20 protein-coding genes are annotated in these 20,468 nt (G+C 69.3%); 2 read left to right on the top strand and 18 right to left on the bottom strand.

The genetic code is table 11. The features are described 5' to 3' along the window. Positions 1–52 precede the first annotated feature (52 nt). From ACWDGI_RS14385 to ACWDGI_RS14335, 11 genes are all read right to left on the bottom strand, one after another. Positions 53–2,905, bottom strand: coding sequence for a DEAD/DEAH box helicase (locus ACWDGI_RS14385; protein ID WP_450759299.1), 2,853 nt, complete (start codon positions 2,903–2,905; stop codon positions 53–55). 93 nt (positions 2,906–2,998) lie between these two features. Continuing rightward, complete coding sequence (gene tatC / locus ACWDGI_RS14380; RefSeq protein ID WP_450758815.1) at positions 2,999–3,943, bottom strand: twin-arginine translocase subunit TatC; 945 nt, start codon at positions 3,941–3,943, stop codon at positions 2,999–3,001. 47 nt (positions 3,944–3,990) lie between these two features. After that, entirely contained in the window at positions 3,991–4,275 is a 285-nt protein-coding gene (gene tatA, locus ACWDGI_RS14375) for a Sec-independent protein translocase subunit TatA (protein ID WP_360489568.1), read from the bottom strand. 260 nt (positions 4,276–4,535) lie between these two features. After that, a complete protein-coding gene (locus ACWDGI_RS14370) occupies positions 4,536–4,730 on the bottom strand; it encodes a hypothetical protein (protein ID WP_360489569.1) in 195 nt (64 codons plus the stop codon). A 10-nt stretch (positions 4,731–4,740) separates the two neighbouring features. Continuing rightward, positions 4,741–4,974 (bottom strand): hypothetical protein, encoded by a 234-nt coding sequence (locus ACWDGI_RS14365; RefSeq protein ID WP_450759297.1) that lies wholly within the window; start codon positions 4,972–4,974, stop codon positions 4,741–4,743. Positions 4,975–5,060: 86 nt separating this feature from the next. Then, complete coding sequence (locus ACWDGI_RS14360; protein WP_450758812.1) at positions 5,061–6,083, bottom strand: helix-turn-helix transcriptional regulator; 1,023 nt, start codon at positions 6,081–6,083, stop codon at positions 5,061–5,063. Positions 6,084–6,102: 19 nt separating this feature from the next. Then, on the bottom strand, positions 6,103–7,080 hold the full coding sequence (locus ACWDGI_RS14355; protein ID WP_450758810.1) for a helix-turn-helix transcriptional regulator: 978 nt from the start codon (positions 7,078–7,080) through the stop codon (positions 6,103–6,105). Positions 7,081–7,287: 207 nt separating this feature from the next. After that, a complete protein-coding gene (locus tag ACWDGI_RS14350; RefSeq protein ID WP_360489573.1) occupies positions 7,288–7,659 on the bottom strand; it encodes an FKBP-type peptidyl-prolyl cis-trans isomerase in 372 nt (123 codons plus the stop codon). Positions 7,660–7,733: 74 nt separating this feature from the next. Next, entirely contained in the window at positions 7,734–8,735 is a 1,002-nt protein-coding gene (locus ACWDGI_RS14345) for an FKBP-type peptidyl-prolyl cis-trans isomerase (RefSeq protein ID WP_450758808.1), read from the bottom strand. A gap of 104 nt (positions 8,736–8,839) precedes the next feature. Beyond that, positions 8,840–10,201 (bottom strand): Pup--protein ligase, encoded by a 1,362-nt coding sequence (gene pafA, locus ACWDGI_RS14340; RefSeq protein ID WP_059196529.1) that lies wholly within the window; start codon positions 10,199–10,201, stop codon positions 8,840–8,842. Positions 10,202–10,210: 9 nt separating this feature from the next. Continuing rightward, on the bottom strand, positions 10,211–11,470 hold the full coding sequence (locus ACWDGI_RS14335; protein ID WP_450758806.1) for an MFS transporter: 1,260 nt from the start codon (positions 11,468–11,470) through the stop codon (positions 10,211–10,213). Between the two features lie 88 nt (positions 11,471–11,558). On the opposite strand from ACWDGI_RS14335, the gene ACWDGI_RS14330 reads away from it, so the two are divergent. Then, the gene (locus ACWDGI_RS14330) at positions 11,559–12,575 is read left to right on the top strand and encodes a LacI family DNA-binding transcriptional regulator (protein WP_450758804.1); all 1,017 of its coding nucleotides are present in this window, start codon (positions 11,559–11,561) and stop codon (positions 12,573–12,575) included. A gap of 68 nt (positions 12,576–12,643) precedes the next feature. On the opposite strand, the gene prcA is transcribed toward ACWDGI_RS14330, so the two are convergent. The 6 genes from prcA to arc all read right to left on the bottom strand — a co-directional run bounded on the left by prcA (position 12,644) and on the right by arc (position 18,645). Next, complete coding sequence (gene prcA, locus ACWDGI_RS14325; RefSeq protein WP_450758802.1) at positions 12,644–13,402, bottom strand: proteasome subunit alpha; 759 nt, start codon at positions 13,400–13,402, stop codon at positions 12,644–12,646. 71 nt (positions 13,403–13,473) lie between these two features. Beyond that, on the bottom strand, positions 13,474–14,319 hold the full coding sequence (gene prcB, locus ACWDGI_RS14320; RefSeq protein ID WP_365796801.1) for a proteasome subunit beta: 846 nt from the start codon (positions 14,317–14,319) through the stop codon (positions 13,474–13,476). After that, a complete protein-coding gene (locus ACWDGI_RS14315) occupies positions 14,271–14,447 on the bottom strand; it encodes an endonuclease domain-containing protein (RefSeq protein ID WP_450758799.1) in 177 nt (58 codons plus the stop codon). Before ACWDGI_RS14315 ends, prcB begins: the two co-directional genes overlap by 49 nt. Before the next feature lie 261 nt (positions 14,448–14,708). Beyond that, positions 14,709–14,927 carry a ubiquitin-like protein Pup gene (locus ACWDGI_RS14310; protein ID WP_351739822.1) on the bottom strand — a complete coding sequence of 73 codons (219 nt, stop codon included), beginning with the start codon at positions 14,925–14,927 and terminating at the stop codon, positions 14,709–14,711. A 195-nt stretch (positions 14,928–15,122) separates the two neighbouring features. Beyond that, positions 15,123–16,634 (bottom strand): depupylase/deamidase Dop, encoded by a 1,512-nt coding sequence (gene dop / locus ACWDGI_RS14305; RefSeq protein WP_450758797.1) that lies wholly within the window; start codon positions 16,632–16,634, stop codon positions 15,123–15,125. A 244-nt stretch (positions 16,635–16,878) separates the two neighbouring features. Then, positions 16,879–18,645 carry a proteasome ATPase gene (arc, locus tag ACWDGI_RS14300; protein ID WP_450758795.1) on the bottom strand — a complete coding sequence of 589 codons (1,767 nt, stop codon included), beginning with the start codon at positions 18,643–18,645 and terminating at the stop codon, positions 16,879–16,881. Positions 18,646–19,180: 535 nt separating this feature from the next. Between arc and ACWDGI_RS14295 the strand changes: the two genes are divergently transcribed. Beyond that, on the top strand, positions 19,181–19,486 hold the full coding sequence (locus tag ACWDGI_RS14295; RefSeq protein ID WP_450758793.1) for a ferredoxin: 306 nt from the start codon (positions 19,181–19,183) through the stop codon (positions 19,484–19,486). A 46-nt stretch (positions 19,487–19,532) separates the two neighbouring features. Here ACWDGI_RS14295 and ACWDGI_RS14290 read toward each other — a convergent pair whose 3' ends face one another. Beyond that, the gene (locus ACWDGI_RS14290; protein ID WP_450758791.1) at positions 19,533–20,114 is read right to left on the bottom strand and encodes a hypothetical protein; all 582 of its coding nucleotides are present in this window, start codon (positions 20,112–20,114) and stop codon (positions 19,533–19,535) included. Between the last annotated feature and the right edge of the window lie 354 nt (positions 20,115–20,468).

Here is a 20,468-nt window from a genome sequence, read left to right as displayed (position 1 = left end):
GGGGAACTGCGCGACCAGCCCCCACCCACCCGCACCCGCCACGACGCGCCCGTCACCCCACCGACGAGTAGGCCACAACCCCCCGCAGCACCAGATCAACCGCCTTGCGTGCGTTCTTCGACACGGTCGACCCCTCCATCGGAGCCGCCGCAGCGATCTGCCCGAGCACGTCGATCACCTGCTTGCACCACCGCACGAAGTCCCCGGCCGGCATCTCCGCCTCCCGCAGCACCTCGTCCAGCCCCGTACCCGAGGCCCACATGTACGCGGCCCAGGCGAAGCCGAGGTCCGGTTCCCGCTGCCCGACACCTTCGGTCTGGGTGATCCGGAACTCCTCCTCCAGCGCGTCCAGCCGCCCCCAGATCCGCACCATCTCGCCGAGCGCGGCCTTGGCGTTCCCGGAGGGCAGCTTCGGAGCCATCGCGTCGTCTCCGACCCGCGCCTCGTAGACCAGCGCCGAGACGCACGCGGCCAGTTCGGCGGGACCGAGCCCCTCCCAGACCCCGGCCCGCAGGCACTCGCTGGCGAGCAGGTCGAGTTCGCCGTACAGCCGGGCCAGCCGCTTCCCGTGTTCGGTGACCTCGTCGCCGCGCAGGTAGTCCAGCTCGGTCAGCAGCGCCACGATCCGGTCGAAGGTGCGGGCGATGGTGTTGGTCCGGCCCTCGATCCGCCGCTCCAGCTGCGAGGTGTCCCGCATCAGCCGGTGGTACCGCTCGGCCCAACGGGCGTGGTCCTCGCGGTCGTTGCAGCCGTGGCAGGGGTGCGCCCGGATCGCGGTCCGCAGCCGTGCGATCTCACGGTCGTCGGCGGCCTGTGACCGCTTCTTGCGGGCCCGCTCCGGCGGGATGTGCCCGGCCTTGGTGCGCAGCGCGGACGCGAGGTCGCGACGGGACTGCGGGGAGCGGGGGTTGAAGGACTTGGGGATCCGCATCCGCTCCAACGCCTCGACCGGCACCGGGAAGTCCATCGACGCCAGCCGCTTGACCTGCCGTTCGGCGGTCAGCACCAGCGGCCGCGGCCCGTCGTGGTGCTCGAAGCCACGATGGCCGTTGGACCGCCCGGCGGGCAGCCCGGGGTCCAGGACCAGCGCGAGACCGGCGTACTTGCCGGTCGGCACGTGGATGACATCACCGGGCTTGAGCTTCTCCAGCGCCACCGCCGCCTCGGCCCGCCGATCGGCCGCGCCCTGCCGGACGAGTTCGGTCTCCCGGTCCTTCAGCTCGCGCCGCAGCCGGGCGTACTCCTCGAAGTCGCCGAGGTGGCAGGTCATGGACTCCTTGTAGCCTTCGAGTCCTTCCTCGTTGCGCTGCACCTGACGGGAGATGCCGACGACCGACTTGTCGGCCTGGAACTGCGCGAACGAGGTCTCCAGGAGTTCTCGCGACCGGTGCCGCCCGAACTGCTCGACCAGGTTGACCGCCATGTTGTACGACGGCTTGAAGCTGGAGCGCAGCGGATAGGTGCGGGTACCGGCGAGCCCCGCGAGGTGCTCGGGGCTGAACCCCCGCTGCCACAGCACCACGGCATGACCCTCGATGTCGATGCCGCGCCGGCCCGCACGGCCGGTCAGCTGGGTGTACTCGCCGGGGGTGATGTCGGCGTGCTGCTCACCGTTCCACTTGACGAGCTTCTCCAGTACCACCGAGCGCGCGGGCATGTTGATGCCGAGCGCGAGGGTCTCGGTGGCGAACACGGCCTTCACCAGGCCGCGTACGAAGAGTTCCTCGACGACTTCCTTGAAGGTCGGGAGCATGCCGGCGTGGTGGGCGGCGATACCGCGCTCCAGGCCCTCCAGCCATTCGTAGTAGCCGAGGACGTGCAGGTCCTCGCGCGGGATCGACGAGGTGCGTTCCTCGACGAGGGTGCGCACCTGTTCGCGCGCTTCGTCGTCGTTGAGCCGCAGGCCGGCGTACAGGCACTGCTGGACGGCGGCTTCGCAGGCGGCGCGGCTGAAGATGAAGGTGATGGCGGGCAGCAGGCCTTCGGCGTCGAGCCGTTCGATGACCTCGGGGCGCCCCGGTGTCCACACCCGGGACCGCTGCCGGCGCTCCCGCTCCCGGTCGGCCTCGCGCATGGCCCGCCCGCGCCTGCGGTCCTGGTAGGAGGGTCTGCTCGCCTCCATCCGGGCCAGCCGGGTGAGGTCGGGGTTGACGGCCTTCTTCTGGCCCTCGCCCTCCTCGAACAGGTCGTACATCCGACGCCCGGCCAGCACGTGCTGGAACAGCGGGACGGGCCGGTGTTCGGAGACGATGACCTCGGTGTCGCCGCGGACGGTGTCGAGCCAGTCGCCGAACTCCTCGGCGTTGGACACGGTCGCCGACAGGGACACCAGGGTCACGGACTCCGGCAGGTGGATGATCACCTCTTCCCAGACGGCGCCGCGGAAGCGGTCCGAGAGGTAGTGCACCTCGTCCATGACCACGTAGCCGAGGCCGAGGAGGGTCTGGGAGCCCGCGTACAGCATGTTCCGCAGCACCTCGGTGGTCATCACGACCACGGGGGCGTCGGAGTTGACGCTGTTGTCGCCGGTGAGCAGGCCGACCTTGTCCGCGCCGTAGCGGCGGCACAGGTCGGCGTACTTCTGGTTCGACAGCGCCTTGATGGGTGTCGTGTAGAAGCACTTCTTGCCCTGCTCCAGGGCGAGGTGGACGGCGAACTCGCCGACGATCGTCTTGCCGGAGCCGGTGGGGGCGGCCACCAGTACGCCCTTCCCGGCTTCGAGCGCCTGGCAGGCCTCGATCTGGAAGGGGTCGAGGCCGAATTCGTACATCTCGCGGAAAGACGCGAGCGCGGTGGCCTGCTCGGCGGCCCGCCTGCGGGCCGCCGCATACCGCTCGGCCGGTGAGAGGTCCTCTGTCATCGTGCTTTCGAGCGTACCGGTCCCCACTGACAACAGGACGATCATTATCCGGAACATGGGACGACGGACGACGAAGAGGTGCCCGCGCCGTGGGGCGCGGGCACCTCTCGACGGCCGGTACGGACCGGTCAGGTCAGGTCACGTCACGTCGTCGTAGCCGTTGACCCGCTCCGGGGTCTCGGGCAGCGCGCGGCTGGCGGAGACGGTCTCGATCTCACCGATGTCGTCGGGCGTCAGGTCGAGGTCGGAGGCCTCGTCGTCGCCGGGGCCCTCGGCCTCGCGGCGGCGCTTGCGCCGGTCGTTGAGCAGCGAGAAGAGGACCGCGCCGAAGTACAGCACCCAGATCGGCCCGGCGAGCGCCAGCATGGAGAGCGGGTCGGTGCTCGGGGTGGCGACGGCGGCGAAGACCGTGATCCCGAGGATCATCGCCCGCCACCAGCCGAGCATCCGCTTGCCGGTGACGATGCCGGTGAGGTTGAGCATGACCAGCAGCAGCGGCAGCTCGAAGGAGAGCCCGAAGACGATCACCATGCGGGTGACCAGCTGGAGCAGGTCGTCCAGCGGCAGCAGGTTGCTCACGCTGTGCGGGGTGAACTGGAGGAGCACCTTCGCGGTGGTCGGCAGGACCTTGTACGCGAAGAACGCGCCGCCGAAGAAGAGCGGGACGCCGGTGGCGACGAACGCGTAGGCGTACTTCTTCTCGTTCCGGTGCAGACCGGGCGCGACGAAGGCCCACAGCTGGTACAGCCACACCGGGGAGGCGAACACCACACCCGCCATCAGCGAGACCTGGAGGGCCAGCGTGAAGGGGGCGAGCAGACCGTTGATGGTGATCTGCGCGCAGGGATGCGAGTCCGACTTGGACCTGGCCAGTTCCCCGAACGCCTGCTCACAGCCGACCGAGTCGAGGACCGGCTTGGTGAGGAAGTTGATGATGTCGTTGTAGAAGAAGGCGGCGACGACCGTCACGATGACGATGGCCAGCATGGCCTTCGCGAGCCGGTTGCGGAGCTCACGAAGGTGATCTCCGAGAGGCATCCGCCCCTCGGGATCCTTCTCCTCTTTGCGGGCAGACTTGGGCAACCCACGTCCTCATCTCGTGCGGCAGGCCGGGGGTCACCGGCCTTGCGTCAGCGCTGGGTGGTGTCCGACGGCTCGTTGACCGGGCGGGAGCTGGTCACGTCGCCGGGGGCAGCCTGGATGGTGCGCTGGGCCTGGGCCTGCTCGCCGGAGGCGGGCGCCTGGGCGGAGGAGGTGGTGTTGCCCTCTTCCTTCATCGCCTTGGCCTCGCTCTTGAGGATGCGCGCGGACTTGCCGAGCGAGCGAGCCATGTCCGGAAGCTTCTTCGCGCCGAACAGCAGGATGACGACGACAAGGATGAGAATGATCTCGGGAGCTCCGAGCCTTCCGAACATAAGTCTTTACCTTCTCACCGAGGCGGCTGGGTGGGGTGCTGTCCGATCAGTCAGACATGTGTCCGAGTAATCGTGCTGACAGCGATCGTAACGCTCGGGGGTAAACGTCAGGCAATCCCCGTGCGTACGCCCGGTCCGCGGTACGGGCCTCGTTCTCCGCCCCGCGAGCGCCAGCGTACCTGCCGGGGTGGTCACCGTGACAGGGCGAAGTGACACAAACCGCTTACGGCGCACTACTCACACCGGTTCCACAGCAGGTCTCAGAGGGTGTCCACAGCGCGGGCGGCACCGGCCGCCGCCCGCTCCAGGTCCTCGGCGGCCCGGTTGATCCGCCGTGCGGAGTCCGTGACCTGCGCGCCGAGGCGCCGTGCCTCCAGGAAGACCCGGACGGCGAGCACACCGAGCACGGCGAGACCCACGAAACCCACAGCTACCGCGAACATCGGCCAGAACATGCGGGTGAGCCTAGACGGTGGGGTGCAGCCGCAGGGTCCTGACCCCGCCGCCGGTGAGCAGCTCGATGATCCGCTCGCCCGCGGGCTTGCGGACCAGGACCTCGCAGTCGGGGCAGGTGAAGGAGTAGAACGTGGTCTTGCTGGTGGCTCCGATGGCCAGCCGCAGGGCGCTCGCGGTGAGCTCGAAACTGCCCCGGCAGTCCGGGCAGCCGGCCTTGAACACCACGGGGACCACTCTTCTCATCCCGGCGAACGCGGCCGCGACCGTCACGTCCCTCGCGCCTGCGGCACCGGAACCCGAAGACTCGTCCAGAACCCCCGAAGACTCGTTCAAATCCCTCGTGCCTGCCCTTCCTCGTCGCCGTGCACCGCATGGTCGTCGTACGCCGCCAGGGCCTCGCGGGCCGCCCGGCGGGCGCTGTCGGCCAGCTCGGGCGGTGACACGATCCGGCCGTCGCCGCCGAGCCTGAGTGCCAGCCGGCGCAGGGAGGCCGGATCGGGGGTGCGCAGGGTGATACGCAGCCCGCCGTCGGGAAGCTCATCCGCGCTGTCGTGCGGGTAGTACTCGGCGACCCAGCGGCCGGCCGGGCCGACCTCGACGACCACCTGGGGGTCCTCGGCGGCGGGCTGCACCAGGGCCTCGGACAGGTCGCGCAGCTCGATCTCGGGGGGCGCGGACGGCTCGTCGAGGATCTTGATCTCGGCGACGCGGTCGAGGCGGAAGGTGCGCCGGGCCTCGGAGCGGCGGCACCAGGCCTCCACGTAGGTGTGGCCGACGCTGACCAGGCGGATGGGGTCGATCTCGCGCTCGGTGACCTCGTCGCGCGCCGGCGAGTAGTAGCGGATCCACAGCCTGCGGCGCTCGGAGATCGCCCGGTCGACGTCGGCGAAGACCCCGCCCTCGGACTCGAAGGTCACCGACAGCCGGGCGCTGGCGCCGGCCGTCTCGCCGGCCGCGGTCTCCACCTTGGCGGTGGCCCGCAGCAGCGCCTGCCGGTCGCCCTCGCGCAGTCCGGGCAGGGTGGACACCGCGCGGGCGGCCACCAGCAGCGCGGTCGCCTCGTCGGCGGCGAGCCGGAGCGGCTCGGCGGCCTCCTCGCCGAGCGCGGCGGCGTTGTGCCACCAGATGCGCTCGCCGTCGGTGTCGATGTCCAGCAGATCGCCGCCCCGGAAGCTGGTGCCGCACATGGGCAGCACGTCGAGGTCGGAGACCAGCTCGTCCTCGGTGATGCCGAAGGCACGGGCGACGTCCGCGATCCGGGCGCCGGGGCGCTCGCGCAGGTAGGTCACCAGGGAGAGCATCCGCCGGGTCTGGTCGATGGCGTTCACGGGCCTGACCGGTTTGCCTGCCACTGTCTTGCTCCGCTCCCCCTCAGCCCTTGGCCACGGCACGCAGCCGGTCCACCACGTCCGCACGCAGCTCGGCCGGCTCCAGGACCACCACGTCCGGCCCGAACTCCACCAGCCAGGCGTCCAGGCCGTGCCCGTACGGAATCTCCAACTCGTCCCAGCCGTCGCCGAGTTCCCGCACCGCCGAGGCCTTCGCCCGAAGGGGGTAGCCGGCACCGGAGCGCAGCCGGATCAGCGCCGAGCGGTCGGCGATCTCACCGGCCCAGCCCGCGACGGTCTCGCGGACGGTGACCACGTCCGGGACGGGCGCGGTGAAGCGGGCGCCCCGGGAGCGGACCCGGCCGGTGATCCGGGACAGCCGGAAGACCCGCTCGGCACCCCGGTCCCGGTCCCAGCCCGCCAGGTACCAGTGGCCGCGCCAGCACTCCAGGGCCCACGGCTCCACGTGCCGGGGCTCGGGGCGGGCGGCGGTGGCCTTGCGGTAGTCGAAGAGGACCGGGCGGCGGTCGCGGCAGGCCAGCATCAGCGGCTCGAAGGCGGCCTCGTGCACCGGGATGCGCGGTTCCAGGGCGCTGTGCGCCTCGTACGGGTCGACGTCCTCGGGCAGCCCGGCGGCGCGCAGCTTCTGCAGGGCTCCGCTGGCCGCGCCGGCGAGGCGGGCCTGCTGCCAGACCTTGGCGGCCAGCCCCAGGGCGGCGGCCTCCTCGGCGTCCAGCGTGATCGGGGGCAGCCGGTTGCTGTCGCGGCGGGCCAGGTAGCCGACCTCGCCGTCCAGGTTCTCGACGGTCTCGATCACCAGTCCGAGCTCGCGCAGATCGTCCTTGTCCCGCTCGAACATCCGGTTGAAGGAGTCGTCGGACCCGGCCGCACCCTTTCCCGGCCCGGATGCCTCGACGTATGCCTCGATGGAGTCCCGCAGCTCACGCTTGCTGAGCGGCCGTCTCGTCCCCAGCAGGCACAGCGCCAGGTTCATCAGCCGCTCGGCCTTGGCAATGGCCATCGACGCCCTTCGCCTTCCCTATGGTGCTTCTGACCGATGACCGTACCGCTCCGGACTGTCACGGCAAAAGCCAGTACAAACAACGGGGACCGAAACGGACAGGACCCGACAAACAACAAGGGCCCGCGCACACGGCGCGGGCCCTCGTCCAGCCGGTTTCCGACCGGGACCGATCAGCGCCGCAACGGCGCCGACCAGGCACGGGGCTCAGACCCCGAGCAGGTCCACGACGAAGATCAGCGTCTCGCCGGGCTGGATCAGCGGGGTCGGGCTCTGGTTGCCGTAGGCGAGGTGGGCCGGGATGGTCAGCTGGCGACGGCCGCCGACCTTCATGCCCTCCACACCCTGGTCCCAGCCCTTGATGACACGGCCCCCGCCCAGCGGGAAGCGGAACGGCGTGCCCCGGTTCCAGCTGGCGTCGAACTCCTCGCCGGTGCTGAACGCGACACCCACGTAGTGCACGGTGACGGTCTGGCCGGCCTTGGCCACCTCGCCGTCGCCCTCCCAGATGTCCTTGATCTCCAGGTCGGCCGGGGGCTCGCCGCCCGGGAAGTCGATCTCGGGCTTGTCGATGCTCACGTCTCTCGCTCCTGCTTGTGTACGACACGGAACCTGGACAGTCTTTCATCCCCGCCCGGCTCCCGCCCGCGCGACTACATCGCCGCCAGGATGTCCACCGAGAACACCAGCGTCGAACCCTTCTTCACCACACCGCCGCTCGGCGGGTTGTTCCCATAGGCCAGATCCGGCGGTACGACGATCAGCAGCCGGCTGCCCACCTTCTTGCCGGTGATGCCCTGCGCCAGCCCCTTGACGACCTCCTGCATCTGCGCGACCGCGAACTGGGCCAGCCGCCCGCTGTCGTAGGTCTGCTCGAAGGCCTTGCCGCTGTCCCAGACCTCGCCCTTGAACTGGCACAGGACCGTCTGCGAGGACTTCACCTCCGGGCCGTCGCCCTCCAGGACGTAGTTCGACACCAGCGTCTTCGGCGGGTCGGCCTTGGGAATGTCGATCGACGGAGCCTTCCCGTCGGTGTTGGTGCCGACCTTGGGCAGCGCGGAGTCGCTCTGCGCGACCTCCTTGCCGGTGCTGGAGCTCTTGGAGTTGAAGGAGTTCAGCACATCCACCACGAACACCAGCGTGTCGGTGCCCTTGATACCTGCCTGCGAGTTGCCCGCGGTGCCGTAGCCCCAGGTCGGCGGCACCGCCATCAGGACCCGGCTGCCGACCTTCTTCCCGGCCAGCCCGTACCGCCAGCCGTCGATGATGCTGCCCTGGGCGAGCTGCATGAGCAGCGGCGTACGGTCGTACGACTCGTCGAAGACCTTCGCCGTGGACCAGATCTGCCCGAGGTAGTTGGCCTGGATGAAGTCGTTCTCCGCGACCGTCTTGCCACTGCCCGCGATCACCGTCTTGACCGCCAGGTCCTTCGACGGGTCCCCGGACCCCTTGGCCACCGTCGGCTTCTCGTCGAACTTCGTACCCGCCGTGATCGCCGGCAACGGCCCGTCCACGATCTTCGGCGGCGGCACCGAGGACGCGGAACCCGACGGCGCCGCGCTGGCCTTGCTGGAAGCGGACTTGTCGTCGCCGCACGCGGCGATCGTGACCAGTCCTGCGGGTACGGCGGCAAGGAGAAGAGAGCGTCGGCGCACGGAAACAGCCTCATAATCGGTCGATCTTGCAGATGCGTGCGCGCAACTCTACGACGTGACACGGGCGCCGTACGGTAAACGTACGGCGCCCGTGTGGCGTTCGCTCACATACCGGCGATGAGCTTCTCCACCCGGTCGTCGACCGAACGGAACGGGTCCTTGCACAACACCGTCCGCTGTGCCTGGTCATTGAGCTTCAGATGCACCCAGTCGACCGTGAAGTCGCGCCGCTGCTCCTGAGCCCGCCGGATGAAGTCACCGCGCAGCCGCGCCCGAGTCGTCTGCGGCGGTACCGACTTGCCCTCGAAGATCTTCAAGTCATTGCAGATCCGCGCGGCTTGACCCTTCCTCTCCAGCAGGTAATACAGACCCCGACGACGGTGAATGTCGTGATAAGCGAGGTCTATCTGCGCCACCCGCGGATGAGACATGGTCATGTTGTGCTTGGCCCGGTACCGCTCGATGAGCTTGTACTTCATCACCCAGTCGATCTCGGTGCCGATCCGGTCCAGGTCCTCGGCCTCGATCGCGTCCAGGGTCCGGCCCCACAGCTCCAGCACCTGCTCGACCGTGCCGGTGCGGATACCGCGCCGCTCGCAGAAGTCCACGGCCTTCTCGTAGTACTCCCGCTGCACCTCCAGGGCGGAGGCCTCCCGGCCGCTGGCCAGGCGCACCTTGCGCCGTCCCGTGATGTCGTGGCTGACCTCGCGGATCGCCCGGATCGGGTTCTCCAGGGTCAGGTCCCGCATCACCGTGCCCGCCTCGATCATGCGCAGCACCAGGTCGGTGGCGCCGACCTTGAGCAGCATGGTCGTCTCGGACATGTTCGAGTCGCCCACGATGACGTGCAGCCGACGGTAGCGCTCGGCGTCCGCGTGCGGCTCGTCCCGGGTGTTGATGATCGGCCGGGAACGGGTCGTCGCCGAGGAGACGCCCTCCCAGATGTGCTCCGCGCGCTGGCTGACGCAGTACACCGCACCGCGCGGCGTCTGCAGCACCTTGCCGGCGCCGCACAGCAGCTGCCGGGTCACCAGGAACGGAATGAGGATGTCCGCGAGCCGGGAGAACTCCCCGTGCCGCGCCACCAGATAGTTCTCGTGGCAACCGTAGGAGTTGCCCGCCGAGTCCGTGTTGTTCTTGAAGAGGTAGACGTCGCCCGCGATTCCTTCCTCGTGCAGGCGTCGTTCGGCGTCCACCAACAGTCCTTCGAGAATGCGCTCGCCGGCCTTGTCGTGGGTGACCAGTTCGGTCACGTTGTCACATTCGGGTGTCGCGTATTCCGGATGTGATCCCACGTCGAGATAGAGCCGGGCGCCGTTACGAAGAAAGACATTGCTGCTACGGCCCCATGACACGACACGGCGGAAGAGGTACCGCGCCACCTCGTCAGGCGACAGGCGGCGCTGTCCCCTGAACGTGCACGTGACGCCGTACTCGTTCTCCAGCCCGAAAATGCGGCGGTCCATGACTGAACATTACGCCCGATCCCCTGAGCTGAAACGGGGTTCGGCAGCACGATTTGGATCATTTTCCGATGAAGCCGCAACCACCGCGCCCCCACCGGGAGCTGCGAGGACCCGCCCGGTGACCATCAGGACCAGCAACGACACGCCCCCCGCCGCGCCCGGCACCGCGAAGCCCCACAGCGCCCCGCCCGCCTCGACGACCGGGCCCGCCAGGCCCGTTCCGACCGAGGCCCCCACTGTGAACGTCGTCACAAGCCAGGAGAAAGCCTCGGTGACCGTCCCCATCGGCGCATGCCGGTCCACCAGCACGAACGCACATGCGATCGCCGGCGCCAGGAACACCCCCGCCAGCACGGTGAGCAACACCATGGCCACCGCATCCGGCATCACCATCAGCGGCAGATAACACACCGCCAGAAGCGCCACCAGCACCCGCAGTCGCACCGCCGGCTCCCCATGCCACCGCCGCGCCCCGTACACCGAGCCACCGAGCAGCGCGCCCAGCCCCAGCCCCGCCATCATCCAGCCGTACACCGCGTCACCGCCGTGCCCGTCCGCGTACGGCACCGACGCCACCGTGATGGAACCCATCGCGATCCCGACGAACAGGAACGCGCCCAGCAGCGCCAGCAGCCCGGACGACCGCAGCGCGCCCAGCCAGTGCGCCTCGCGCGGCGCCGAACGCCACGCGCGCGAAGGGGGCGAGACGACCACGGACAGCGCCCCGAGCACGCCCAGCGCGTTCACCACCAGCAGCGCCGCCTGCGCCGACCACAGCGACACGCACAACGTCACCAGCAACGGCCCCACCGTGAACATGACTTCCTGCGCCACCGCGTCCATGGCGTACGCCGTGTGCACCTGGTCCTCCTTGCCGAGCACACTCGGCCACAGGGCGCGCAGACCGCCCTCCAGGGGAGGCGTGAACAGCCCCGCCGCGGCCACGCACCCGTAGGCCGGCGGCAGCGCATCGGTGCCGGCGAAGGCGAAACCGGCCATGGCGAGAGCCGACGCGACAGCCGCGGGCAACTGGACCCGCGGCTGCCCGTACACATCCACCAACCGGCCCAGCACCGGCTGGCCCACCGCGTTGGCGACCCCGTACACGGCCGCGAGCACCCCCGCCAGGCTGTACGTACCGCCCTGCGCACGCACGAACAGGACGATCGCGAGCGCGGCCGTGGCGTTCGGCAGCCGGCCCACCAAGGTGCCCGTCAGCAGGCGGACCGCGTGCCTCGCCCTGAGGATCTCCAGGTATCCCGCGGCCATGACCCGCCTCCAAGTTTTACGTATAACCTCGACTCCCATACGTACCATGTGCGCAGTTCACACGTCCAGACGAAGGAGCCCGCACCCGGTGGCACGCAGCAGCACGCGCCCGACGAGCCGCGACGTCGCCCAGGCCGCCGGCGTCTCCCAGGCGGCCGTGTCGCTCGTCCTCGGCGACAAATGGCGCGGCCGCGTCTCCGAGGCCACCGCCGAACGGGTCCGGGAAGCCGCCCGCGACCTCGGCTACCGCCCCAACCTCGCCGCCCGCAACCTCCGCCTCGGCCACACCCGCACCGTCCTCCTCGTCGTCCCCGCCCTCACCACCGAGTTCTTCGCCGGCGTCTACACCGGCGCCGCCCGCGTGGCCGCCGACCACGGCTTCGGCGTGGTCCTCTACCCCTCCCCCGAAGGCATCGGCCCCATCCGCGACCCCTTCGCCTCCGCCCAGGCCGCCCTCGACGGCGTCATCGCCTCCTCCATGGCCGCCGACGCCCTCACCGCCATCCGCGGCGACCAGCTCCCTCTGGTGATGCTCGACAGCGACCCGGACGGCAGCCTCGGAGCCGCCACCGTCAACCTGGACATCGCCGACGGCGTACGCCAGGCGGCCGAACACCTCCTGGGCCTCGGCCACCGCCGCTTCCTCCACCTGGCCGCCGACGTCGCCTCCTGGACCTTCGAGGTCCGCGCCCGCGAACTGGCCGCACGCACGGCACAGGTGCCCGGCACCTCGGTACACACCGTCCACGCCCCGATCTCCATCGAAGGCGCCCGCACGGCCACCGAAGCCGCCCTCGCCGCACCCGGCCCCCACCCCACCGCCCTCGTCTGCGACGACGACAAACTCGCCGCCGGCGCCTACAAGGCCCTGCGCCGCCACGGCCTGCGCGTCCCCGACGACATCTCCGTCACCGGCCTCGACGACCTCGCCCTCGCCACCGCCATCGACCCCGAACTCACGACCGTGCGACTGGACGCCGAACTCTTCGGCGAACGCGGCATGCACGCCCTCCTCGCCGTCATGGAAGGCCGCACACCAGAAGGCCGGGACATCCCCGTCGAACTGGTCGTACGAGGCTCCACAGCGCCCCCGCGGAAGTCCTAGCCGCACACACCCGCGCCCCGCCCGGACGACTCGCCGGACGGGGCGCACAGAGCGGGTGGCAGCGGGGACTACTCGACGTCTCCGCCGGACTCCTCCGCCTCGTCGGTGGCCACAGCCGTGGCCGCACCCTCCGACTCCAGCAACCGGGACAGCTGCGGGCCGCCGATACGCCTGAACTTGCGCTTCTGCGGACGCGTACGGTCCAGCACCGCAACCTCCAGCCGCTCCGACGGAATCTCCCGCTGCGTGCCGTTCGACTCCCGCGACAGAGCCGTCACCGCCAGCTTCAGAGCCTCCGCGAGCGTCATACCGTCCCGGTGCTCACGGTCCAGATAACTGCTGATCTGCTCCGCATTGCCACCGACCGCGACCGAACCGTGCTCGTCGACGATCGAACCGTCGTGCGGCAGCCGGTAGATCTGGTCACCCTCCGGGGTCTCCCCGACCTCCGCGACCACCAACTCCACCTCGTACGGCTTCTCGGCCGCACTGGAGAAGATCGTGCCCAGCGTCTGCGCATAGACGTTGGCAAGACCACGCGCCGTCACATCGTCACGGTCATAGGTGTAACCACGCAGGTCGGCATAGCGGACACCGCCGATCCGCAGATTCTCGTACTCGTTGTACTTACCGGCGGCCGCGAAACCGATCCGGTCATAGATCTCGCTGAACTTGTGCAGCGCACGGGAGGGGTTCTCACCGACGAACACGATGCCGTCGGCGTACTGGAGCACCACCAGACTCCGACCGCGCGCGATGCCCTTCCGGGCGTACTCCGCACGGTCCGCCATGGCCTGCTGAGGTGAGACATAGAACGGCGTCGACACCGGTATCCGTCCCCTTCCTTAGGGTTCCGTCGAAGTCACTGGGATCACCTTCACAACAAGCGCCGAGCGCCTCAGAGCAGCGCCGCGCGCGGACCGTCCGGCTCCTCCAGACGGCGCGCCAGCACCGCACGGGCGAGCTCGGAGGACTCGTCGTCGGTGAGCCGGCGGAACCCGTCCTCGGTGATCACGGTGATGATCGGGTAGATCCGGCGGGCGACATCGGGACCACCGGTCGCCGAGTCGTCGTCGGCCGCGTCGTACAGAGCCTGCACCACCAGTGTGGTCGCCTGCTCCTCGCTCAGGTCCTCACGGAACAGCTTCTTCATGGCCCCGCGCGCGAAGACCGAGCCGGAGCCCGTCGCGGAGAAGTTGTGCTCCTCGGAACGGCCACCGGTGACGTCGTACGAGAAGATCCGCCCCTTGCCCCGGTCCACGTCGAACCCGGCGAACAGCGGCACGACCGCCAGGCCCTGCATCGCCATGCCGAGGTTGGAACGGATCATCGTCGACAGCCGGTTCGCCTTGCCCTCCAGCGACAGCTGCGCACCCTCGACCTTCTCGAAGTGCTCCAGCTCCAGCTGGAAGAGCTTGACCATCTCCACGGCGAGGCCGGCGGTGCCGGCGATGCCGACCGCCGAGTACTCGTCGGCCGGGAACACCTTCTCGATGTCGCGCTGGGCGATCACGTTCCCCATCGTGGCCCGACGGTCACCGGCGAGCACCACGCCCCCGGGGAAGGTCACCGCGACGATCGTCGTCCCGTGCGGCGCCTCGATCACCCCCTGCGTGGGCGGCAACTGCCGCTTGCCGGGCAGCAACTCCGGCTGGTGCTCACCGAGAAAGTCCATGAAAGAAGAGGACCCAGGCGTCAGGAAGGCAGCTGGTAGACGCCCGGTGCTACGAGTGTTGGCTTCCACGCGTTTCCTTCCAGGTAGTCGGCTGCTCGGTTGATCGTCTCGGGGTCGTCCCTCAACAGACCGATGGCCGAATTGCAGTTGAAGCACAGTACGCCTCGGACCCTACCCGTCTTGTGGCGTTGATCCACATGAACGGCGGGGGCGGATGGGCGGATACGGCGGACGCCCCGCCGCGAGGCGACGATCAGCGACGCAAGGCGGTCAGCGACTCGCGCCCGGACTCTGACTCTGACTCTGACTCGGTGAGGTCGACAGGCGCCGAGGGTTCGACCGCTTGACTGCGAAGGCTGCGCGCGGCTTGGCGTCACCAGGCCGTGCGCAGCGCTTCACGCTCAGGTCCCCCGACACTCCCGATCTCAATCCACCTTCGATTCGAAGGGAAAAGGGCTCTACTGCCCACCCTTTTGAACAAAGGAGCGCACGAAGTCCTCTGCGTTCTCCTCGAGTACGTCGTCGATCTCGTCCAGCACCGAGTCCACGTCGTCGCTCAGCTTCTCGTGGCGCTCCTTGAGGTCCTCCGACGCCTGCGCTTCCTGCGTCTGCTCCTCGGCCTCCTCGGTGGAACGTGTGGCCTTCTGCTGTCCGCCGCCGGTGTCCTTGGTTGCCATAACCCTCACCCCGCTCAGTTCGCGTTCGCCCGACATGGTCGACAGGTCGGCATTCCTGCCGATCGGTGGTGATCAGACCCTACAAGCCGGGTCCGACATCGGCCCCGCAGTTTCTCCAACGTACGGGGGCCACCTCGATGATTCCCGGGCGGCGGGATTTTGACCCCGGTCGCCCGGTACGGCCCGGGTGCCCGTTCAGCCGCCGGAGAGGACCCTGACCAGGTCTTCTGCGGTGCGGCAGCGGTCCAGGAGCTCCTTGACGTGATTTCGCGTTCCGCGTAGCGGTTCCAGGGTTGGGACGCGCTGGAGGCTGTCCCGGCCGGGGAGGTCGAAGATGACCGAGTCCCAGCTGGCGGCGGCGACGTCGTCGGCGTACTGCTCGAGGCAGCGGCCGCGGAAGTAGGCGCGGGTGTCCTCCGGCGGGCTCGTGCGGGCCTTGTCGACGTCGGCCTCGGCCAGCAGCCGCTTGATGCGTCCGCGGGCCGCGAGGCGGTTGTAGAGGCCCTTCTCGGCCCGTACGTCGGCGTACTGCAGGTCGAGGAGGTGGAGCTTGGCGGCGTCCCAGTCGAGGTCGTCGCGGCGCCGGTAGCCCTCCATGAGCTCCTTCTTGGCCACCCAGTCGAGTTCGCCGGAGAGACTCATGGGGTCGTTCTCCAGGCGGTTGAGGGTGTCCTCCCAGCGCTGCAGCACGTCCCTGGTCTGTTCGTCGGCGTCGGCGCCGTAGCGCTCCTCGACGTATTTGCGGGAGAGCTCGTAGTACTCCATCTGGAGCTGGACGGCGGTGAGTGTGCGGCCGCTGCGGAGCGTGACGAGGCGCTTGAGGCTGGGGTCGTGGGAGACCTGGTGGAGGGTCCGTACAGGCTGGTCGACGGCGAGGTCGACCGCGATGAAGCCGTCCTCGATCATCGAGAGGACCAGGGCCGTGGTCCCGAGCTTGAGGTAGGTCGAGATCTCCGAGAGGTTCGCGTCGCCGATGATCACGTGCAGCCGGCGGTACTTCTCGGCGTCCGCGTGCGGCTCGTCGCGGGTGTTGATGATGGGGCGCTTGAGGGTCGTCTCCAGGCCGACCTCGACCTCGAAGTAGTCGGCGCGCTGGCTGAGCTGGAAGCCGTGTTCGTGACCGTCCTGGCCGATGCCGACGCGGCCGGCGCCGGTGACGACCTGGCGCGAGACGAAGAAGGGGGTGAGGTGGCGCACGATGTCCGAGAAGGGGGTTTCCCGCTTCATCAGGTAGTTCTCGTGCGTGCCGTAGGAGGCGCCCTTGTTGTCGGTGTTGTTCTTGTAGAGGTGGATGGGCTGGGCGCCGGGGAGCTGGGCGGCTCGTTCGGCGGCCTCGGCCATGATGCGTTCGCCGGCCTTGTCCCAGAGGACGGCGTCGCGGGGGTTGGTGACCTCGGGAGCGCTGTACTCGGGGTGGGCGTGGTCCACGTAGAGGCGGGCGCCGTTGGTGAGGATGACGTTGGCGAGGCCGATGTCCTCGTCGGTGAGCTGGCTGGCGTCGGCGGCCTCGCGGGCGAGGTCGAATCCCCGGGCGTCCCGCAGCGGGTTCTCCTCCTCGAAGTCCCAGCGGGCGCGGCGGGCCCGGTGCATCGCCGCCGCGTAGGCGTTGACGATCTGGGATGAGGTGAGCATGGCATTGGCATTGGGGTGGCCGGGGACGGAGATGCCGTACTCCGTCTCGATGCCCATTACTCGCCGTACGGTCATGCGGCCCTCCTTGCCCGGCGGAGCCCTCGGTCGTGGGCTCCGCTCGCGTACCGCTGGTGCTCCGGTGCGTGTGCGGTGCCCGTCCCCGCACTGCGCGACTCGGCGGTAGGAACGAGCCTAGAACGCCTCTGCGCTGGTGGGGAGATCATTTGCGTCATTGCCTTGCTCGCCTCGGTTCCGGTTTTGGCCGGAAAAACAGTCGGCTGCGGGTACCCGGTGGGGGCACCCGCAGCCGCCCTGTGTTTTACAGGTACTGCCCGGTGTTCGCCACCGTGTCGATGGAGCGCCCGGTGTCGGCGCCCTGCTTTCCGGTGATGAGGGTACGGATGTAGACGATCCGTTCGCCCTTCTTTCCGGAGATTCGGGCCCAGTCGTCGGGGTTGGTGGTGTTGGGCAGGTCCTCGTTCTCCTTGAACTCGTCCACGCAGGCCTGGAGGAGGTGGGAGACGCGGAGACCCTTCTGCTTGTGCTCGAGGAAGTCCTTGATCGCCATCTTCTTGGCGCGTCCGACGATGTTTTCGATCATCGCGCCGGAGTTGAAGTCCTTGAAGTAGAGGACTTCCTTGTCGCCGTTGGCGTAGGTGACTTCCAGGAAGCGGTTTTCCTCGGATTCGGCGTACATGTGTTCCACTGCCGTCTGGATCATGCTGGCGACGGTGGTGGCCTTGCTGCCCGCGTGCTCGCCGACGTCGTCGGAGTGCAGCGGGAGGCGCTCGGTGAGGTACTTGCCGAAGATGTCCTTGGCCGCCTCGGCGTCCGGACGCTCGATCTTGATCTTCACATCGAGGCGGCCGGGGCGGAGGATGGCGGGGTCGATCATGTCCTCGCGGTTGGAGGCGCCGATGACGACCACGTTCTGCAGGCCTTCGACACCGTCGATCTCGGCGAGCAGCTGCGGGACGATGGTGTTCTCCACGTCCGAGCTGACACCGGAGCCGCGGGTGCGGAAGAGGGACTCCATCTCGTCGAAGAAGACGATGACGGGGGTGCCCTCGCTGGCCTTCTCCCGTGCACGCTGGAAGACGAGGCGGATCTGCCGCTCGGTCTCGCCGACGTACTTGTTCAGGAGCTCGGGGCCCTTGATGTTGAGGAAGAAGCTCTTGCCGGCGGCCTGGCCGGTGACCTCGGCGACCTTCTTGGCCAGCGAGTTGGCGACGGCCTTGGCGATGAGCGTCTTGCCGCATCCGGGGGGCCCGTAGAGCAGCACGCCCTTGGGCGGGCGCAGTTCGTGCTCCTTGAACAGGTCCGGGTAGAGGTAGGGGAGCTCGACGGCGTCGCGGATGGCCTCGATCTGGCCGCCGAGACCACCGATCTGCTCGTAGCCGATGTCGGGGACCTCTTCGAGGACGAGTTCCTCGACCTCGCTCTTGGGAACGATCTCGTAGACGTAGCCGGAACGGGGTTCGAGCAGCAGGGCGTCGCCGGGGCGGATGTTCACGTCCAGCAGCGGCTCGGCGAGCCGTACCACCCGCTCCTCGTCGGTGTGCCCCAGCACCAGGGCGCGTTCGCCGTCCTCGAGGATCTCCTTGAGGGTGACGATGTCGCCGACGCGCTCGTACTCCATGGCCTCGACCACGTTGAGCGCTTCGTTGAGCATGACTTCCTGGCCGCGCCTGAGGTCGTCCAGGTCAACGCTTGGGCTGACGTTCACCCGCAGTTTGCGACCGCCGGTGAAGATGTCGGCGGTGCCGTCCTCGTTGGCTTGCAGGAAGACACCGAAGCCGGCCGGCGGCTGTGCGAGTCGGTCGACTTCCTCCTTGAGGGCCACGATCTGGTCGCGGGCCTCGCGGAGTGTGTTCGCGAGTCGTTCGTTCTGGGCGGACACGCCGGCCAGGTTCGTCTGCAGCTCGACGATCCGCTCTTCGAGAATCCTCGTGTGTCGCGGAGAGTCGGCGAGCTTGCGTCGCAGGACGGCGATCTCCTGCTCAAGGTAAGCGATCTGCCCGGCCGGGTCGTCGGACCCTCGTCCCGGGCGGATGCCGCGGTTCATGTCGTCGTCGTGGGCTGCCACGGTCCTCACCTCCTCCAAGGGGAGCTGGACGCTTCCAGACCCTACCTGGGTGGGTGTCGATTGAAACCCCTAGATCACAAAGACTGTCAAGGTGTGTCGTCGGTCACCCATTGCTTCTCCCTCGTGCCCGGTGGATACCCACTCAACGCGATTTAGAAGCTGCGTGTTCCGGGCCGGGAGCGGTCAAAACCCTTCGTGACTGACCGGAGTTGTCCGCTCCGATGCCGGTTCAGGGGTTGTGCCCCGGTCAGGGCTTCCTTACACAGAGCAACCGGCCGGGTGGCACGGGTGATCGCGGACGCCTGCCAGGGGTTGGCTCAAGTCGATCGATCCGGTGGCCGAGCGCCCTCGTCCCGCGCGGCCCGGTGCGCCGTGTGCGCGGCCGGAGGGGGCGCCGGGGGCGGGCGGGTGCGCGGGCGGCGGGCACGGCCGGGGGCGGTTCGGGCAGGGGTAGGGTCGAGGGAGTCCAACACCCGCCGGGGCGGGACCGGGTGACCGCCGGGTCCCCCTGCCGGCGCTTTCGACGGCAGGAGAGATGACCGTGCAGCAGGAGGCCCTGGCCGGCGCGGAGGCGCTTGAGGTCTGGATCGACCAGGATCTTTGTACCGGTGACGGGATCTGTGCCCAGTACGCCCCGGAGGTGTTCGAGCTGGACATCGACGGCCTGGCCTATGTGAGGGGCGTGGACGACGAGCTGCTGCAGGCGAAGGGGGCGACGGTGCCGGTGCCGTTGCCGCTGCTGACGGACGTGGTGGATTCGGCGCGGGAATGTCCGGGCGAGTGCATTCATGTGCGCCGGGTCACGGACCAGGTCGAGGTGTACGGGCCGGACGCGGAGTGACTTTCCGGCCACCCCGCGTGGCCCCCGGGTCGTGCGGGTGCGGCGGTCAGACGCTGTGGGTGGCCGCGGGGGTGGAGCGGACGAACGTGTGGCCGTTCCACTGCCAGGTTGCGGCGGTCTTCACGTCCGGGCAGCAACTGGGCACATTGTCCGAGGAATAGCCGAGCAGGGTCGCGGTGACCGTTTTGGCGGCCAGGGTGAAGTCGGTGACCGTGAGCCGGTCCTTGGGGTCGACGAGCGTGGCCACGACGCGGGGCCGGGTGGCGTCGGCGGCCTGGGTGAGGACGTAGACGCCGTCGGGCGGGGTGCCCATGGCCGAGTCGCAGTGGACCACCGCCACGGTTTCCGGTCTGCCGTCGCCGTCGAGGTCGCCGGTGGCCTTCTTGACGACCGCCTCCTTCACGGGGCCGCAGTCGAGGGGGAAGTCCACGCCGGTGGTGCTGGGCGGCGCGGTGGCCGCGGGGGTGGGCTTCGGCTCGGTGCCGGCCGCGGGCTGGGCGGCTTTGGCCGCGCCCGGCTGGAAGAGGGATGACAGCGCGATGACACCGGTCAGGGCCGTGGCCGTGGCCAGCCAGTGCATGGGGCGGGTGTCGGTGTGAGCGAGCTCCGGGACCACGGATTGCTGCACTAGGAGTGTCTCCTGCGAGGCCTGTGCCGGTGGGGGATGGCCTGCATAGTGCCACACGTCACAGCGGGTGGGGAACGGCGGGGTGGCCTTCCGTCACCGGGCGGCTGCCGCCGCGGCCGAGGAGCCTTCCCGGGCGCCGGAACCACGCCACCGACGGGCGGCTTCCGCCCCGGACGCGCGGCCTCCCAGACGGCGCGCAGCCGCCCCGACGGCGGGGGTGGGCTTCCTCCGTGACGACGCGAAGCCGCCCCGACGACCGGGGTGGGCTTCCTCCGTGACGACGCGAAGCCGCCCCGACGACCGGGGTGGGCTTCCTCCGTGACGACGCGAAGCCGCCCCGACGACCGGGGTGGG

It is taken from the genome of Streptomyces sp. NPDC001220 (assembly GCF_053597895.1).
This window is presented reverse-complemented; position numbering and strand designations above follow the sequence as displayed.

Bases quoted from the DNA above. Each gene is read 5' to 3' on its own strand.
- ACWDGI_RS14355 (WP_450758810.1), bottom strand. From the start codon at position 7,080: ATGGCCATTGCCAAGGCCGAGCGGCTGATGAACCTGGCGCTGTGCCTG.
- ACWDGI_RS14370 (WP_360489569.1), bottom strand. From the start codon at position 4,730: ATGTTCTGGCCGATGTTCGCGGTAGCTGTGGGTTTCGTGGGTCTCGCC.
- tatA (WP_360489568.1), bottom strand. From the start codon at position 4,275: ATGTTCGGAAGGCTCGGAGCTCCCGAGATCATTCTCATCCTTGTCGTC.
- ACWDGI_RS14335 (WP_450758806.1), bottom strand. From the start codon at position 11,470: ATGGCCGCGGGATACCTGGAGATCCTCAGGGCGAGGCACGCGGTCCGC.
- ACWDGI_RS14295 (WP_450758793.1), top strand. From the start codon at position 19,181: ATGACCGTGCAGCAGGAGGCCCTGGCCGGCGCGGAGGCGCTTGAGGTC.
- dop (WP_450758797.1), bottom strand. From the start codon at position 16,634: ATGACCGTACGGCGAGTAATGGGCATCGAGACGGAGTACGGCATCTCC.
- ACWDGI_RS14310 (WP_351739822.1), bottom strand. From the start codon at position 14,927: ATGGCAACCAAGGACACCGGCGGCGGACAGCAGAAGGCCACACGTTCC.
- ACWDGI_RS14385 (WP_450759299.1), bottom strand. From the start codon at position 2,905: ATGATCGTCCTGTTGTCAGTGGGGACCGGTACGCTCGAAAGCACGATG.
- pafA (WP_059196529.1), bottom strand. From the start codon at position 10,201: ATGGACCGCCGCATTTTCGGGCTGGAGAACGAGTACGGCGTCACGTGC.
- ACWDGI_RS14365 (WP_450759297.1), bottom strand. From the start codon at position 4,974: ATGAGAAGAGTGGTCCCCGTGGTGTTCAAGGCCGGCTGCCCGGACTGC.